Here is a 13,905-nt window from a genome sequence, read left to right as displayed (position 1 = left end):
CCACCTCAATCCGCTTCACCGACAAGGAGACTCGAACTGTGCCCAAGGGCTATGTGATCATCACCGAGGACATCAAGGACCCGGCAGGCATGGCCGAGTACGCGAAGGCCGCGGGTCCCACCATGGGAGGCGCGACGATCCTCGCCGTCGACCAGAAGGCCGAGGTGGTCGAGGGCACCTGGCACGGCACCCAGACCGTGGTGCTGGAGTTCCCGTCGGTCGAGGCCGCCCGCGAGTGGTACTTCTCCGACGCCTACCAGGCCGCCGCCAAGATCCGGCAGAGTGTCGCCGACTGCAACGGGGTCATCCTCTCGGGCTTTTCGTCCTGAGCCAGGGGCCCGGCCGTGCGCTACAGCATCACACACCCGATGCACAGCCACCCCTACCACCCGGACCTCGTCAGCGGGTCCGGCGTGGCGGCGGTGGCAGCAGCGGCCGAGGCCGCCGGTTTCGACGGGTTCGGCTTCACCGATCACCCGGCGCCGTCACAACGTTGGCTCGATGCCGGTGGGCACGACGCCGTCGACCCGTTCGTGGCGATGGCGTACGCCGCCGCGCAGACCACCACCCTGCGGCTGGTACCCAACATCGTGGTGCTGCCGTACCGCAACCCGTTCGTGGTGGCCAAATCCGGTGCGACACTCGACCTGCTCTCGGGCGGGCGGTTCACGCTCGCGGTCGGGGTGGGTTACCTCAAACGCGAGTTCGCCGCACTCGGGGTGACGTTCGACGAACGCACCGAGTTGTTCGATGAATCCCTCGAGGTCATCCGCGGCATCTGGACCACCGATGACTTCACCTACCAGGGAAAGCATTTCAGTGCCAGGGGCGTCACCGCGCACCCCCGCCCGGTGAACCCGCCACCGATCTGGATCGGCGGCAACACCGCGGCCGCCAGGGCGCGCGTCGCCAGGCACGGCGACGGCTGGTGCCCGTTCGCCGCACCGCCCGGGCTTGCGCAGACCGCGGGTACCGCCGCGATCGACTCGATCGAGAGGCTCACAGCCGGGATCGCTGATCTGCGGACCAAACTCGATGCCGCCCAACGCGACCCGTCGACGGTGGACATCGTGTTCACCAACTTCGACGGCGGCAACCCCGGTGACGACGATTTCGACGCCGACGCCTACCTCGCGGGCGTCGACCAACTCGCCGCGCTCGGCGTGACCTGGCTGCACGTCACGATCCCGGGGGACAGCCTGGCGCACGCGCTCGAGACCATCGAGGGTTTCGGCAAAACGGTGATCGCGCGTTAGCGCGGGATCACTCTTCGTCGATCGAGATGGCCTGGCGCGGGCACTGCCGCACGGCGTCGCGCACGCGGGCCTCGTTTTCCGGGGTCACCTCGTCGGAGAGCACGTGCAGGTAGTCCTCCTCGTCGAGGTCGAACACCTCGGGGATGACGCCCATGCAGACGCCGTTGCTCTCACACAGCCCCAAGTCGACGTGAATCTTCTTGGTCATCAACGCAACACCTTCACCGGCACATGGGAGTAGCCTGCGACGTTCTGCATGTGGACGCGCTGCAGGCCGTCCCATTTGACCTCGTAGCGCGGCATGAAGTCGAGCAGCCGCTCCAGGGCGATCGTGCTCTCCAGACGCGCGAGTGCGGCGCCGAGGCAGCTGTGGATGCCGTAACCGAGGCCGAGGTTCTGCGCCTCGGTGCGGTCGCGGTCGATGTCGAAGACGTCGGGATCGGTCCACGCCCGCTCGTCGCGGTTGGCTGACGCCTTGAGCAGGAACACCGGCTTGCCTGCCGGGATGGTGCCGCTGGGCACGCGCGCCTCCTTGAGCGTGTAGCGCACGTTGTACTGCACGGGTCCCTCGTACCTCAGGAGTTCCTCGACCGCCGCGGGCACCTTGCTGCGGTCGTCGAGCAGCTTCTGCCACTGGTCGGGGAACTTCGCGAACGTCACCATTGCCGTGCCGATCAGCTTGGTGACGGTCTCGGCGCCCGCGCCACCCAGAAGGGTTGCGAAGCCGGTGATCTCGACGTCGTCGAGACGGCGCATCTCCCCGTTCTCACCGGGGATCTCGGCGGCGATCAACCGGCTGATCATGTCGTCCTGCGGGTTCTCGCGGCGCTTCTGCACCAGCGAGTAGTAGTACATCGCGGTGTCGATGTTGGCCTTCATCCCGGCCTCGGAGTATGCGACCTGGCCGGGTTCGCGCGAAAGGCTCGTGTCGATCCAGTGCCGCACCTGCTGGCGGTATTCCGGCTCGACGCCGGCCATGCGGGTGATCACCTCGACCGGGAACGGGCCCGAGAAATCCTGCACGACGTCGAACTCGTCGGAGTCGATCTGCCCGAGATAGTGCTCGACCTGTTCGACGACGGTGTCGCGTTGCGCCTGCACCGCGCGCGGTGTGAACGCCTTGTTGAGCAGGCTGCGCATGTGCCGGTGCTCGGGCGGATCCATGAAGATGATCGACTTCTGCGGCGGTTCGTCGCCCTTCACCATCGCCAGGTCGCATCCCCGTGACGACGAGAACGCCTCGTGGTCCTTCAGCGCGGCCGCGACGTCCTCGTGGCGGGACAGTGCGTAGAAGTCCTGCTCGGAGTCGTAGTACAGCGGGGCGTCGTCGCGCATCTGACGGTAGATGTCGAAGGGGTTCTCGAAGTACTCCTCGGAGAACGGATCGAAGATCATCTGGGGCGTGGTCATATGCTCCTCCTCCGCGGCGGGGCCGGTGCCCGAAGTGCTGTGCGAGGCGTTACGTGAACCGAATGAACTGTAACGCTAACAGTAATGCGTCCGGCAGTGGTCGAAAAGCACGAAATGCCGGGTCACGGACAGGAATCAGATCACCGCAGTGCCGCGTCGACGGCATGGTCAAGGAGCCCGAGGTCGGCGCCGAGATCCGCGGCTGTCGCGCGGACCACCGCGACGTCCTTGCCGATGAACTCACCGACCCTGACCTTGAAGTCCTCGGCCGATCCGGTCGCCGCGATCCCGCTCAGCGCACGGCTCGCGGCGCTGCCGTGCGTGAGGGCTGACAGCACCGTCGGCTCATCGACACCGAGTTCACGGGCCAGTCGCACGCCTTCGGCCACCACACCGATCTGGGCCGCGAACATCGTGTTGTTGACGAGCTTGACGCGCTGGCCCGAGCCGAGCGGCCCGACGTGCAGGAGCGGTTCGGCATAGGCGACCAGTGCGGGGCGGACGCGCTCGACGACGTCGGCGTCGCCGCCGGCGAACACCGTCACCGACCCGGCCGCGATGTCGTGCGGCCCTCCGCTGACCGGCGCATCGACGACCGCGACGCCGCGGTCCACAGCGCGTGCGGCGATGTCCTCGGCCGTGCGCGGGCTTCCCGTCGTGTGCAGCACCAGCGCCGCACCCGGCGCCATGGCGTCGAGCAGAGTATCCGTGCAGAGAGTGCGCACCTGCTCGTCGGTGAACACGCATACGATCACGACGTCCGCGTCGCGCACGGCGTCCGCGGCGGCGGCCACGGGTGTGGCTCCCAATCCGGCTACCGCGGTTCGTTTCTCGTCCGTGCGCCCGAGTGCGTGGACATCGTGTCCTGCCGCGGTGAGCCGCTGCACCATGGGGGCGCCCATGCGCCCGGCACCGAGGAAACCGATACGCATCAGCGCGGGACGTCCATGAGGCGGAGGGCCTCGTCGGCCGCGTCGAACACCGCGCCCTGGGATGCCGACGCGGCGTCGGCCAGGCTTGCGGCGTGCCTGCAGTCCTTCTGCAGCAACGCACCGGCGATGGGTGCGAGATTGTCGAGCGTGCCGCCGAACATCGCGATGCTGCCCAGTGCCTTGCTGTTGGCCGAGCCGCGCGTGATCACCTCACACAGCGCGTTGCGAGGGACACCGAGGGCCTCACCGAGTTCGAGCGCGCTCATCGCGGCCCCGAGATTGGCGCTGAAGAGCAGGTTGTTGAGGATTTTCGCGACCTGACCGCTGCCGACGCCGCCGAGACGGACGATGGGATCGGCGTAGGTGGCGAAGACGGGACGGACCTTGTCCACGATGTCCTCGTCACCGCCGACCATCACCAGCAGTGTGCCTGCCTTGGCGGCGGGCTCACCGCCGCTGACCGGGGCGTCGATGAGCGAAATACCCTTTTCGGCAACCTGTTTCGCGAGTTCGGTGCACGTGTCGGGGTGCACGGTCGAGTGGATCGCGATGATCCCGCCCGGTGCCAGGCCGGCCAACACACCCGTCTCACCACCCAGGACCTCTCTGACGTCGTCGTCGCCCACCACACACAGGCACACCAGATCGCTGGCCGCCGCGAGTTCGGCCGGGGTGCCCGCCACCTTGGCGGCCGTGTCGGCGAACGGCTCGAGCGATGCGGGCCTGCGCGCCCACAGTGTCGTCTCGAATCCGCCTTCGACGATCCTGCGGGCCATCGGCGCCCCCTGACTGCCCAGACCGATGAATCCGACTCGCATCAACCTGCCTCCACTTCCACATCGGTGCCGGCGCGGGTGGCCCGAACATCCAGGCACTCGGCGGCGAATGACAAGACCCGCTGGTGATATTCGGCCGCGGTGTGGCCCACGCTGAGGTTGTGGCCGGACTCGGGCAGCACCTCGACGTCCACGCGCGGCGACGCGGTGAACATCGCACCGATGGCCGCCAACGCGTCGGTGCCGGCCTCCCACACGTTCTCGTGGTCACCGGCGATGAACTGGGCGGGAACCTTCACGAGCGCGGCGAGTTGCGGAAAGTCCTGCCAGGACCAGGTTTTGACCACATCACCCTCGTACGCGGCGCCGCCCGAGGACAATCCGCTGCCGAGCACGTCGGGCGGATACAGCCGGGCCGGCTCCCACAGCAGCTCCCGCAGACCACGCGGACGGTGGTCGGACGACGCGTTTTTGAGGATGTCGCGCCCCGCGGACTGATACCGGCGCCCGGTTCCTGCCAGCGAGATACCCACGACGCGGGCACCGGAGATGGCCATCCGCACGGCGAGCTCACAACCCACCGAGTGCCCCAACAGGAACAGGTCCTGCGTGCCCACGATCCGTTCGAGTGCACCGAACACCAGCGCCAGGCGTTGTTCGGGACGCGCCATGGCCTCCGGGTACGGTGCGGACGCGCCGTATCCCGGGCGGTCGAGGGCGACGACCGTGAAACCGGCCGCCACACCCGCGTGCAGCAGTGAGAGTTCCGGGTGGCCAGGGCAATCGAAGTACGCCGACGTGGTCGCCCCGCCGTGCAGCGCCACGACCACCGCACGCGGTTCGGGCGCCTTGGCGACCAGGGCCGACATCGGGACGCCGTCGGCGAGGACGACGCGGGGATGCGGCGCCGATCGGTCGGTCCCGTCCGAACTCGCCACGGTCAGTCGTCTCTCCGCAGCAACAGGACACCGCTGGGGGTCAGTCCGCCGCTGCTGGCGACCGCCACCCGAGCATCCTCGACCTGCCGTTCGCCCGCCTCACCGCGCAACTGCGTGACGGCCTCGTGGATGAGCCCCATGCCGTGGGTGCGGCCGTGCGAGAGCTGCCCGCCGTGGGTGTTGAGCGGGATGATCCCGTCACGCGCGATGTTCCTGCCGCCGTCGAGGAAGTCCTTGGCCTCGCCGATACCGCAGAACCCCAGGCCCTCGAGCCAGGACAGGCAGTTGAACGTGAAACCGTCGTACAGCTCGGCCACGTCGACATCGCTGGGCCGCAACGAGGTTCGCGACCACATGTGGGCACTCTGACCGAGCACCTGAGGCTCGTGGGTGAGTGTGGTCTGGTCCCAGTCGAGGCGCTCGATGATCTGGGTGCCCACGGCCTCGAACCTGATGGGCGGTTTGGGCAGATCGCGCGCGGCGTCGACGGCCGAGACGATCACCGCGACCGCACCGTCGCACGGGACGTCGCAGTCGTAGAGACCGAACGGCGTGGTGATGGTGCGTGCCGAGAGGTAGTCCTCCATGGTCAGCGGTTCGCGGTAGATCGCGGTGGGATTCAGCGCGGCGTTGGCCCGCTGGTTGAGCGCGATCCAGCCCAGCGTCTCGCGCGTGGTGCCGTACCGGTGGAAGTGGCGTCCGGCGTTCTGCGCCAACGTGTGAGCGGCCGACGTGGCACCGTAAGGCTGCTGCCAGCTGTTGGTACGCGCGCTCATCGGAGGGGACATCTTGCCCTCCTTGACCAGTTGGCCGAAGGTGGCCTCCCACAGCGTGCGGAAGCACAGCACATGGCGCGCGAGCCCGGCCGAGATCGCCATCATCGCCGCGATCACCGATCCGCCGGGGCCGAAGGTGTCCATACCGCCGTTGATCCACGTGGGGCGCAACCCGAGGGCTCCTTCGAGGACCGAGACGCCGCCCTCGCCCATGCCGGCGATGTCGAGGCCCGGGTACGTGGACAGCCCGTCGATGTCGTCGAGCGTCAGACCGGCGTCGGCGACGGCCCGTTCGGCCGCCTCGATGGTCAGCGACAGCGGCGGCACCATGAGTCGCCTGCCGATCCTCGACATGCCGATGCCAGTGATCGCGGAATGATCCTCGAACTTGTCCTCGGTGAGCATCGGGCGGACGAACTTGCCGATGTCCTGCGGTGCGATGTCCTCGACCGGAGCCGGGGTGGGCGTGGTGTCCGCCGACGGGGTGAACACCGGAAGCCACACGTCATCGATGTGCTGGAAGGACACCTCCACCGGTTGTCCGAGCTCGAGTGACTGCGGGTCGCAGTCGACGATGTTGGTGGTCAACCGGACCCGCGGATCCTCGACGATCGCAACCTCGGCCACCACGTACGGCGGTGGCATATCGGGGAATCCGAACCGCTCGTTGACCGTGAAACCCGCGAGCGTCGCGCGCCCGGACACGTCGCGGACGCCGAGATCGTGGCTGCGGCAGTAGCGGCAGATCGGCTGCGGGGGATGGATCAGCGCGCCGCACGACCGGCATTCCTGGATGCGCAGCACGCCGTCACGGCCCGCGGTCCAGAAGTACTCGTTGAGCGCGGTGACCGTCGGCAGGGGACGCCCGGGGATCTGTGACAAGTCGGCTCCGGTGGTAAGCGGGTTATCGTCTGCAGAGAATCACGTTATCAGCTGGTGGTTTCGCCGGCGGGCGTTGCCTGCTTCTCGCGCAACTCGATGATCGCGTGCACGGGGCAATCGAGCAGGGCGCGCTTGACCGCGGGCTCGTCGGCCTCGGCGACGTTGCCGTCACCGTGCAGCGACGCATAACCCCAGTCGTCGAGCGGGAAGTACTCGGGTGCGTGCCTGGCGCACAGGCCGAACCCGTCGCACATCGTGCGGTCCAGTTTGACTCTCATACGGCCACCACCGATTCCAGTTGTTCCACCTCGTACGGGCGTGTCGCGGTGAACGGGCCGGACCGGCACACCGGGCAGTTGTTGTCGAGGTGGCGCCGCACCACATCGTCGAAACCGGAGAGCAGGCTCGCCGCCACATTGCACGCACCGTCGAGCGTCGCGCAGGCCCCGCGCCCGCGCAGCACCACCGACCAGCGCTTGAGCCTGGCCACGTCGTCGTCGGTCGCGGTGCCGTCACGCAGTGCGGTGGCCACCGCGGCCATGGCCGCGGTCCCGTTGAAACACGAACCGCACTGCCCGGCGTTCTCGCGGTCGAAGTAGCTCAGCACCGCCGCGGCGACGGCCACCGGGCAGTCGTCGGTGAGGACGCTGATCGCACCGCAGCCCAGGCCGCTGCCCAGCCCCCGGATGGTCTCGTGATCCAAGGTGGCGCCGACGATCTCGCGGCCCAGCAGCCCCGCGAAGTATCCCCCCATGAGCGCACCGGTGACCGTGTCGGGCGAGACGCCGTGCAGTGCCAGCACATCGGTGAACGCCACGCCGTGGGGCAGTTCGTAGAGCGCGGGCGCACGACCGGCACCGGTGATGGTGGCCAGAAACGTGCCCGGCGATCCTTCGGTGCCGTACTCGCGGAAGTCCGCCGCGCCGTGCAGGTTGAGGTACGCCAGGTGCGCCAGCGTCTCGACGTTGCTGATCAGCGTGGGGTAGCCGCCCACGCCCTCCTCGAACGGGCGTGGCGGTTTGTCGGTGGGTTTGGCCGGGCCGCCGTCGACCACGCGTACCGCCGCGGATTCCTCGCCCGCGACGTAACCCGTTGTGACGGTGATCAGTTCGACTGCGACGCCGCCTGAACTGCCGCCGGTCTCGGCCAGGGCGTGCTCGACGCTGCGGGCCGACTGCGCATCCGAGGTGTACAGCACGGCGCGATGCGCACCGACCATCAGGGCCGCGAGCCGCAGGCCGTCGAGCACCGCGTGCGGACGGTTGCGCAGCAGCCAACGATCCTTGATCGACGCGGGTTCGCCCTCCTCGCCGTTGGCGATCACCACGGCGCCGCCTGCCGCGCGGCCGTTGTCGCGCACGGTGCGCAGTTTCACCGCGAGCGGGAACGCCGCGCCGCCGCGGCCGAGCAGTCCAGAGGCCTCGACGGCGTCGAGCAAACCCTGTGGATCGTCAAGGGCGCGATAGCCTCCCGCTGCGAGATACGTGGTCGCGGTTTCGGGTTCGTCGCGCAGCAGGCGCGGTGTGATGCCCGACCAGGCCGCAACAGTCAGATCGGCTGCCATGGTCATATCCCGTCCCCGGTTAGTCTTGGCGGCATGAGAACTGCGGTGGTGCGTGTCGGCGTGGACCCCAGCGGCGAACTCGGGCCACCGCAGTTAGCCGCAGGCATGGCCACGCTCCGTGAACTGCTTGCCGACGCCTGCGCCGAGGTGCTCGCGGGCGACCAGTTGGCGGAGTTGCCCGCGCACCGGCGCGAAGTCGAGGTGCTGATCGCCGGGAGCGACGCAGAGCAACTGCAGCAGATGGTCCTGCCGTTGTGCGCCAAGGCGTTCGGAACGTCCCCGACCGCGGGCGTGGTGACGTTCGTCAGCCGGGGCACCGACGACGACGCGCACGGCGTCCTCGCCGGGTTCGGCCTCACCGGCGAGGTCGAGCGCGTGCTCGGCGACGAGGGCTGGGACATCGTGACGGTGACCTTGCGCAAGGCCGACCTGCAGCGCGTGCCGGAGAGCCGGATCCACACCGCGCTGGAGGCCTCGCTCAACTGCGAGGTGCACATCCGGACCGAGTGAGCTCACTTGAGGAACTCCAGGATGGCGGGCGCGGCCTGCACCCACGTGTCGAACAGGCAGAACTTCTTGCCCCCGCTCCTGGCGAACTTCTCGCCGGCGCGCTCCCAGGCGTCCTCGGGCCAGGGCGGATCGATCAGCGTGGACCCCTTGATCAGGCAGTTGACCTCCAGGGACGTGCGTTTGGGGTGATCCCAGTCGTTCTCGCCGCCCCGGATGATCAGCGTGGGCACCGTGATGTTGTCGAACATCTCGTCGGGCACACCGGGGATCGTCTGGCCCGGTTTGGACACGAACGCATTCAGCCACCGCAGCATCACCTTGAGGAACTCGTCGGCGTCGAGGTCGAGGAACCGCTGCCGGTTGGCCGGGTTCTGCTCGATGCGCTCGCGCCACTCGGGAACGTGCAGCAGGCCTTCGATGCCGAGTCCGCGCACGGCCAGGATGCTCGGGGTGATGTAGTGCCCGCCCAGCACGAACGAGCCGTACACACCGCCGACGATGTTCCACACCACGAGCTTGGTCACGATCTCGGGATAGAGCATGGCGGTGATCATCGAATCCCTGGCCCCGCCCGAGCCGCCCGCGATGATGCACGGCCCCACACCGAGTTTCGAGATCAGCGTGTACAGCGTCTCGGCGCGCATGTGGGATTCGCTCTGCCCGTGGAACTGCACATCGGAGCGACCGCAGTTGGGCCGGTCCCACAGCAGCACCCGGTAGCCGCCCTTGACCAGTTCCCTGGCCAGTGGCCGCAGGCCCGGGATGTCCTTGCTGAACCGTCCGCCGGGCGTCAGCGCGATGACATCGCCTTCCTTGCCGAGCATTTCGTACACGACGTTGCCGCCGTTGATCTCGATGGTCTTCTCGCCGCGCTTGAGCGTGGGCCCGCCGACCGTGCTACCTGTTGCCGTCATGCCGTCACCAACACCTCGTCACCAACGACCCGCACCGGATAGGTGCGGATACTCCACTCCGGCTTGACCGCGGTGGTGCCGGTCGCCAGTTCGAAACCCCACTGATGCCAGGGGCAGTAGATGTACTCCATGTCGCGCACCATCACCGCGTCACCCGGCGCGGACTCGTCGACCACGGTCCGCCCGCGGGCCCGGCCGGAACACAGCGGACCGCCCTCATGCGGACAGTAGTTCGCGATTGCATAGAACGTGCCGTTCACGTTGTAGACGCCGACGCCGTGACGGCCGATCGGCACCAGTTTGTGTGTGCCGGGCGGGATCTCGTCGACCGTGGCGACGACGTGCTCGCGCCCCTGCGCGAGCCTGGGGCGCTTCTCGATGTCGCTCATCAGAACACCCGTACCTGTCCCTCGAGCACCGGCACGGTGTCCGGCAGCTTGTAGGTCTTCAGGCCATTGCGGAACATGATCGCCTCGCGGGCATGTTCGGGCAGGTGCTTGACCAGCCAGCGTGGATCGTCGAACGTCCAGTGCGGGTAGTCCGAGGAGAACAGCAGGATCTTCTCGCACTCCATCCACTCGAAGGCCCGTGACAGTTCGGTCTTGTCCTCGGGGTAGTCCAGCGGTTGCGTCGTGAACTTGATGTGGTCTTTGACGTACTCGCTGGGTTTGCGCTTGATGTTCAGCCACGACTTGCGGCGTTCGTAGATCGCGTCCATGCGCCACATGAGCGGCAGGATCCAGGTGAACGCGTGCTCGACGAACACGATGCGCAGCGTCGGGAACCGGTCGAACACGCCGTCGAAGATCAGGCTCATCACCTGATTGGCCGCCAGCAGCGAGTACGTGACCATGAAATCGTGGTTGTAGCTGGGCAATCCGACCGGAGGCAGCGGCAACGTCTCGAACTCACCGCGTGACAGGTGGCAGCTGACCACGATGTCGTGTTTGGTGGCCGCGGCCCAGATCGGGTCGTACTTCGGGTCGCCCCAGGACGGGCGCGGTTCGGCCTTGATGAGGATCTGCGCCATGTAGGGGTGGCCGGCCCACTTCTCGATCTCGGCCACGGCCGACTGTGGCTCCTCGATCGCCGCGCAGATCGAGCCGCGCCAGCGCTGGTGCCAGTTGTTGTGGCTGTCGAGCCAGTTGTCGGCCAGCCACTCGTTGACCGCGGTGCAGTACGCCGCGGTCGCCTCGCCGAGCCGGTGCTCGGAATGGGTGGGCTCCAGGATCGCGATGTCCGACCCGGCCTCCATGATGAGCTGGCGCAGCGCCATATCGGGGTCGCTGCAGGCGAATTCGCCGTCGGGTGGGAACGCGTCGACGCGCATCGCGTAGGCATGCGCGTAATCGGGTGCGTCGTAGTAGATCTGTTCACCCACGCGGTGGCTCAGGAAGTACTTGCTGCGCCACGGTTCGGGGATGTACTCGACGAGTTCACCGCGCCGCGGCATCGGGTGGACGTCGGAATCGACACACCGCACAGCGATGCGTTCGGTGGCCGGTACCCGTGGTCTTGTCGTCGCTGACATGTTGGCTCCCTCGGCTACCTTCACCGTGCCGCGCCGGCGGTCGACGTGAGCGCGCTCTGCAACCCGTACAGTTCTGCGGCGTTGCGCCACAGCAGTTTGTCGCGCTGTTCGGGCGTGAACGCCGTGGGCACCTCCGGTTCGTTGAGCTGCCAGTGCGGGTAACTCGACCCGAACATCACCATGTTCTCCTTACCCGTGAAACCGAACCATTCACCGGCGAATTCGACGTCACCGGGCCCGTCCAGCGCGCCCTGGACGAAGTACACGTGTCCGGGCAGGTAGTCGCTGGGCATCTTCGGCGCCCACGGTGTCTGCTCCAGATGAGGACGACCGAAGCAGTCCATACGCCAGATGAATGGCGTCAACAGGTCGGCCGCACCGTCGGCCCAGACGAACTTGAGCGCCGGCATCCGCTCGAACACGCCCTCGGCGATCATGTTCATCAGGTGGTACAGGTAGTTGAGCGCCATGAACCCGAGGTACTGCTCGTAGGTCCTGGTCTTGCCGGACGGTGTCGGCGCGAACTGCACACCGGCCCCGACCTCGATGTGCACGGCCACCGGGAGACCCGCGTCGGACGCGGCCTCCCACAGCGGCCAGTACTGCGGTTTTCCGTAGAGTTCGCGCGACTGCAGCGGCACCCCGATCTGCACGACGCGCGGATGGTCCTTGAACCGCTCGATCTCCCGTAGTGCACCGGCGATGTCGTCGGGGTTGACGCGGATGGTTCCGCGGAACCGCTCGCCGTACCTCTCGTGGTCGAGCCAGCGCGTCACCATCATCTCGTTGTGTGCGTTGGCCAGTGCCGTGCCCAGGTGACGGTCGGGCATGATGCCGCGCGTCATCGGATGCAGGATCGCGATGTCGACGCCGCGCTCGGTGAACAGGTGCTGCGCCGCGACGTCCGGATCCGAACCCGGGTACTGCCGGTCGGGACCCTTGGTGTTCTTGGCGTACTCACCGCCCGGCGCGCCGTACCAGTTCATCTCGTAGTCGGGAAAACCCCGGCTGGCGAACGGTTCTCGCAGAAAGTTCTGGCGCAGGTCCTTGTTCGAGCCGAAGAAGATGTGCACGCTCGCGTCGATGAGAGGTGTGCTGGTCCCCTCGGGTCCCGGGCTGTCTGGTTGGTGCAGGGCCAAGGCTGTCCTCCGATGCTCGTCCGTTCTGCGGCGTGCGCGCGCTTCGGTGTGCACGCCACACCGGACCCTTGCCAGTTTAGATCGATATTCTTCAATAGCAAGAACATTGTTCTCAGTCCAGTTCGGCGCCTTGTCGCAGGTGAACGCCACTGCCGGTCGCTCGCTCGGTGGGAGGGCCGACAGAACCGGTGCTTGCGGGATGAGAGCGAATACTCGTCAGAAGAGAATGTTATTCTCGCCAGAACGTGACAGCGCATCAGGAGGCGGCGGGTGCTACTCGAGTTCGATGCCGATCAACGGCTATGGCAGGAAACCGTACGCGATGCGGTGACCAAACAGTGTCCGGCGACGCTGGTCCGCGAGGTCGCCGAGCAGGGTGTCGACCCGGCGCCGCTGTGGAAGAACTACATCGAGCAGGGCTGGACCGAGCTCACCGAGCCGGAGAACGCCGTCGAGCTCGCGACCGTGCTCGAAGAACTGGGCCGGGCCACCGATCTCACGCCGTACCTGGCGACCATGACGCAGTTCGCGCCGCTGGCCGGGGACCGGTTCGACGCCGCGAGCGCGGGGGCAGCGGTGTACGGCGGGGTGACCGCGCGTCGCGACGAGACCGGGTGGGTGCTCAGCGGTACGGGACGCCACGTGCTCGACGGCGACCGGGCCGAGACGCTGGCCGTGGTCACCGAGGCAGGCGTGTTCCTCGTCGACGCGGGCACGGCCGCCATCCGGCGCAGTCCGGTGTTCGATCCGGTGCTGCACGTGGCCGAGGTGTCGTTCGACGGCGTCGCGGTTGCCGACACCGACCGCGTGCCCGTCGATATCGAGAAGGCGCACCACCTGGCGCTCACCGGTATGGCGGTCCACATGGTCGGTGCCTGCCGGCGCGTGCTCGATCTCGTGCTCGAGCACGCCAAGCAGCGGCAGCAGTTCGGTGTGCCGATCGGATCGTTGCAGGCCGTGCAGCACAAGGCCGTCGACATGCACGTCGCGATCGAACGCGCCCGCGCCCTGGCGTATTTCGCGGCTCTGACGATCGCCGAGAACGATCCGCGCCGGCGCCTGGCGTCGCGGATGGCCAAGGCGTCGGCGGGGGAGTGCCAGGCCGTGGTGTTCCGGCACGGGCTGCAGTTGTTCGGGGCCATGGGCTTCACATGGGAGAACGACGTGCAGTTCGCGTTGAAGCGCGCCAAGGCCGGTGAACTGCTGTTGGGTGGCGCGGCCGAGCACCGCGCGGTGATCGCCGCCGAGTACCGCACGACCTACAGGGGGCTCTAGAC

The 13,905-nt window shown here is 67.6% G+C and carries 15 protein-coding genes and 1 pseudogene; 4 read left to right on the top strand and 12 right to left on the bottom strand.

The features are described from left to right. The first annotated feature begins 38 nt into the window (after positions 1-38). On the top strand, positions 39-329 hold the full coding sequence (locus tag AT701_RS23550; RefSeq protein ID WP_003896220.1) for a DUF1330 domain-containing protein: 291 nt from the start codon (positions 39-41) through the stop codon (positions 327-329). Between the two features lie 15 nt (positions 330-344). Beyond that, positions 345-1,256 (top strand): LLM class F420-dependent oxidoreductase, encoded by a 912-nt coding sequence (locus tag AT701_RS23545; RefSeq protein ID WP_058126695.1) that lies wholly within the window; start codon positions 345-347, stop codon positions 1,254-1,256. 7 nt (positions 1,257-1,263) lie between these two features. On the opposite strand, the gene AT701_RS23540 is transcribed toward AT701_RS23545, so the two are convergent. The 8 genes and pseudogenes from AT701_RS23540 to AT701_RS23505 all read right to left on the bottom strand — a co-directional run bounded on the left by AT701_RS23540 (position 1,264) and on the right by AT701_RS23505 (position 8,540). Beyond that, the gene (locus tag AT701_RS23540; protein ID WP_011730111.1) at positions 1,264-1,464 is read right to left on the bottom strand and encodes a ferredoxin; all 201 of its coding nucleotides are present in this window, start codon (positions 1,462-1,464) and stop codon (positions 1,264-1,266) included. Further along, on the bottom strand, positions 1,464-2,666 hold the full coding sequence (locus AT701_RS23535) for a cytochrome P450 (RefSeq protein WP_058126694.1): 1,203 nt from the start codon (positions 2,664-2,666) through the stop codon (positions 1,464-1,466). Before AT701_RS23535 ends, AT701_RS23540 begins: the two co-directional genes overlap by 1 nt. Before the next feature lie 140 nt (positions 2,667-2,806). Next, positions 2,807-3,598 carry an NAD(P)-dependent oxidoreductase gene (locus AT701_RS23530; RefSeq protein ID WP_058126693.1) on the bottom strand — a complete coding sequence of 264 codons (792 nt, stop codon included), beginning with the start codon at positions 3,596-3,598 and terminating at the stop codon, positions 2,807-2,809. Next, the gene (locus tag AT701_RS23525) at positions 3,598-4,416 is read right to left on the bottom strand and encodes an NAD(P)-dependent oxidoreductase (protein WP_058126692.1); all 819 of its coding nucleotides are present in this window, start codon (positions 4,414-4,416) and stop codon (positions 3,598-3,600) included. Before AT701_RS23525 ends, AT701_RS23530 begins: the two co-directional genes overlap by 1 nt. Then, entirely contained in the window at positions 4,416-5,312 is an 897-nt protein-coding gene (locus tag AT701_RS23520) for an alpha/beta fold hydrolase (RefSeq protein WP_058126691.1), read from the bottom strand. Before AT701_RS23520 ends, AT701_RS23525 begins: the two co-directional genes overlap by 1 nt. 2 nt (positions 5,313-5,314) lie before the next feature. After that, entirely contained in the window at positions 5,315-6,970 is a 1,656-nt protein-coding gene (locus AT701_RS23515) for a thiolase C-terminal domain-containing protein (RefSeq protein WP_058126690.1), read from the bottom strand. A gap of 74 nt (positions 6,971-7,044) precedes the next feature. Continuing rightward, positions 7,045-7,248, bottom strand: a pseudogene (locus AT701_RS23510) (ferredoxin); the annotation flags it as partial. Further along, positions 7,245-8,540 (bottom strand): NADH-ubiquinone oxidoreductase-F iron-sulfur binding region domain-containing protein, encoded by a 1,296-nt coding sequence (locus tag AT701_RS23505; protein WP_011730104.1) that lies wholly within the window; start codon positions 8,538-8,540, stop codon positions 7,245-7,247. The gene AT701_RS23505 and the pseudogene AT701_RS23510, both read right to left, overlap by 4 nt. 27 nt (positions 8,541-8,567) lie before the next feature. On the opposite strand from AT701_RS23505, the gene AT701_RS23500 reads away from it, so the two are divergent. Next, positions 8,568-9,044, top strand: a complete 477-nt coding sequence (locus AT701_RS23500) for a hypothetical protein (protein WP_014878154.1) — start codon at positions 8,568-8,570, stop codon at positions 9,042-9,044. 2 nt (positions 9,045-9,046) lie between these two features. On the opposite strand, the gene AT701_RS23495 is transcribed toward AT701_RS23500, so the two are convergent. From AT701_RS23495 to AT701_RS23480, 4 genes are read right to left on the bottom strand one after another with little or no spacing between them, the layout of a single operon-like run. Beyond that, positions 9,047-9,958, bottom strand: a complete 912-nt coding sequence (locus tag AT701_RS23495) for an alpha/beta fold hydrolase (protein WP_011730102.1) — start codon at positions 9,956-9,958, stop codon at positions 9,047-9,049. Then, the gene (locus AT701_RS23490) at positions 9,955-10,347 is read right to left on the bottom strand and encodes a Rieske (2Fe-2S) protein (protein WP_011730101.1); all 393 of its coding nucleotides are present in this window, start codon (positions 10,345-10,347) and stop codon (positions 9,955-9,957) included. The genes AT701_RS23495 and AT701_RS23490 overlap by 4 nt, the downstream gene beginning before the upstream one ends. Further along, complete coding sequence (locus tag AT701_RS23485; RefSeq protein WP_014878153.1) at positions 10,347-11,489, bottom strand: amidohydrolase family protein; 1,143 nt, start codon at positions 11,487-11,489, stop codon at positions 10,347-10,349. Before AT701_RS23485 ends, AT701_RS23490 begins: the two co-directional genes overlap by 1 nt. A gap of 20 nt (positions 11,490-11,509) precedes the next feature. Next, on the bottom strand, positions 11,510-12,628 hold the full coding sequence (locus tag AT701_RS23480; RefSeq protein WP_014878152.1) for an amidohydrolase family protein: 1,119 nt from the start codon (positions 12,626-12,628) through the stop codon (positions 11,510-11,512). A 270-nt stretch (positions 12,629-12,898) separates the two neighbouring features. Between AT701_RS23480 and AT701_RS23475 the strand changes: the two genes are divergently transcribed. Beyond that, positions 12,899-13,903 (top strand): acyl-CoA dehydrogenase family protein, encoded by a 1,005-nt coding sequence (locus AT701_RS23475; protein ID WP_058126688.1) that lies wholly within the window; start codon positions 12,899-12,901, stop codon positions 13,901-13,903. The last annotated feature ends 2 nt before the right edge of the window (positions 13,904-13,905 follow it).

This window comes from Mycolicibacterium smegmatis (genome assembly GCF_001457595.1).
In the GTDB taxonomy this organism is placed as follows: Bacteria; Actinomycetota; Actinomycetes; order Mycobacteriales; family Mycobacteriaceae; genus Mycobacterium; species Mycobacterium smegmatis.
Note: the sequence above shows the minus strand (reverse complement) of the source record. Positions and strands in the feature narration are given on the sequence as shown.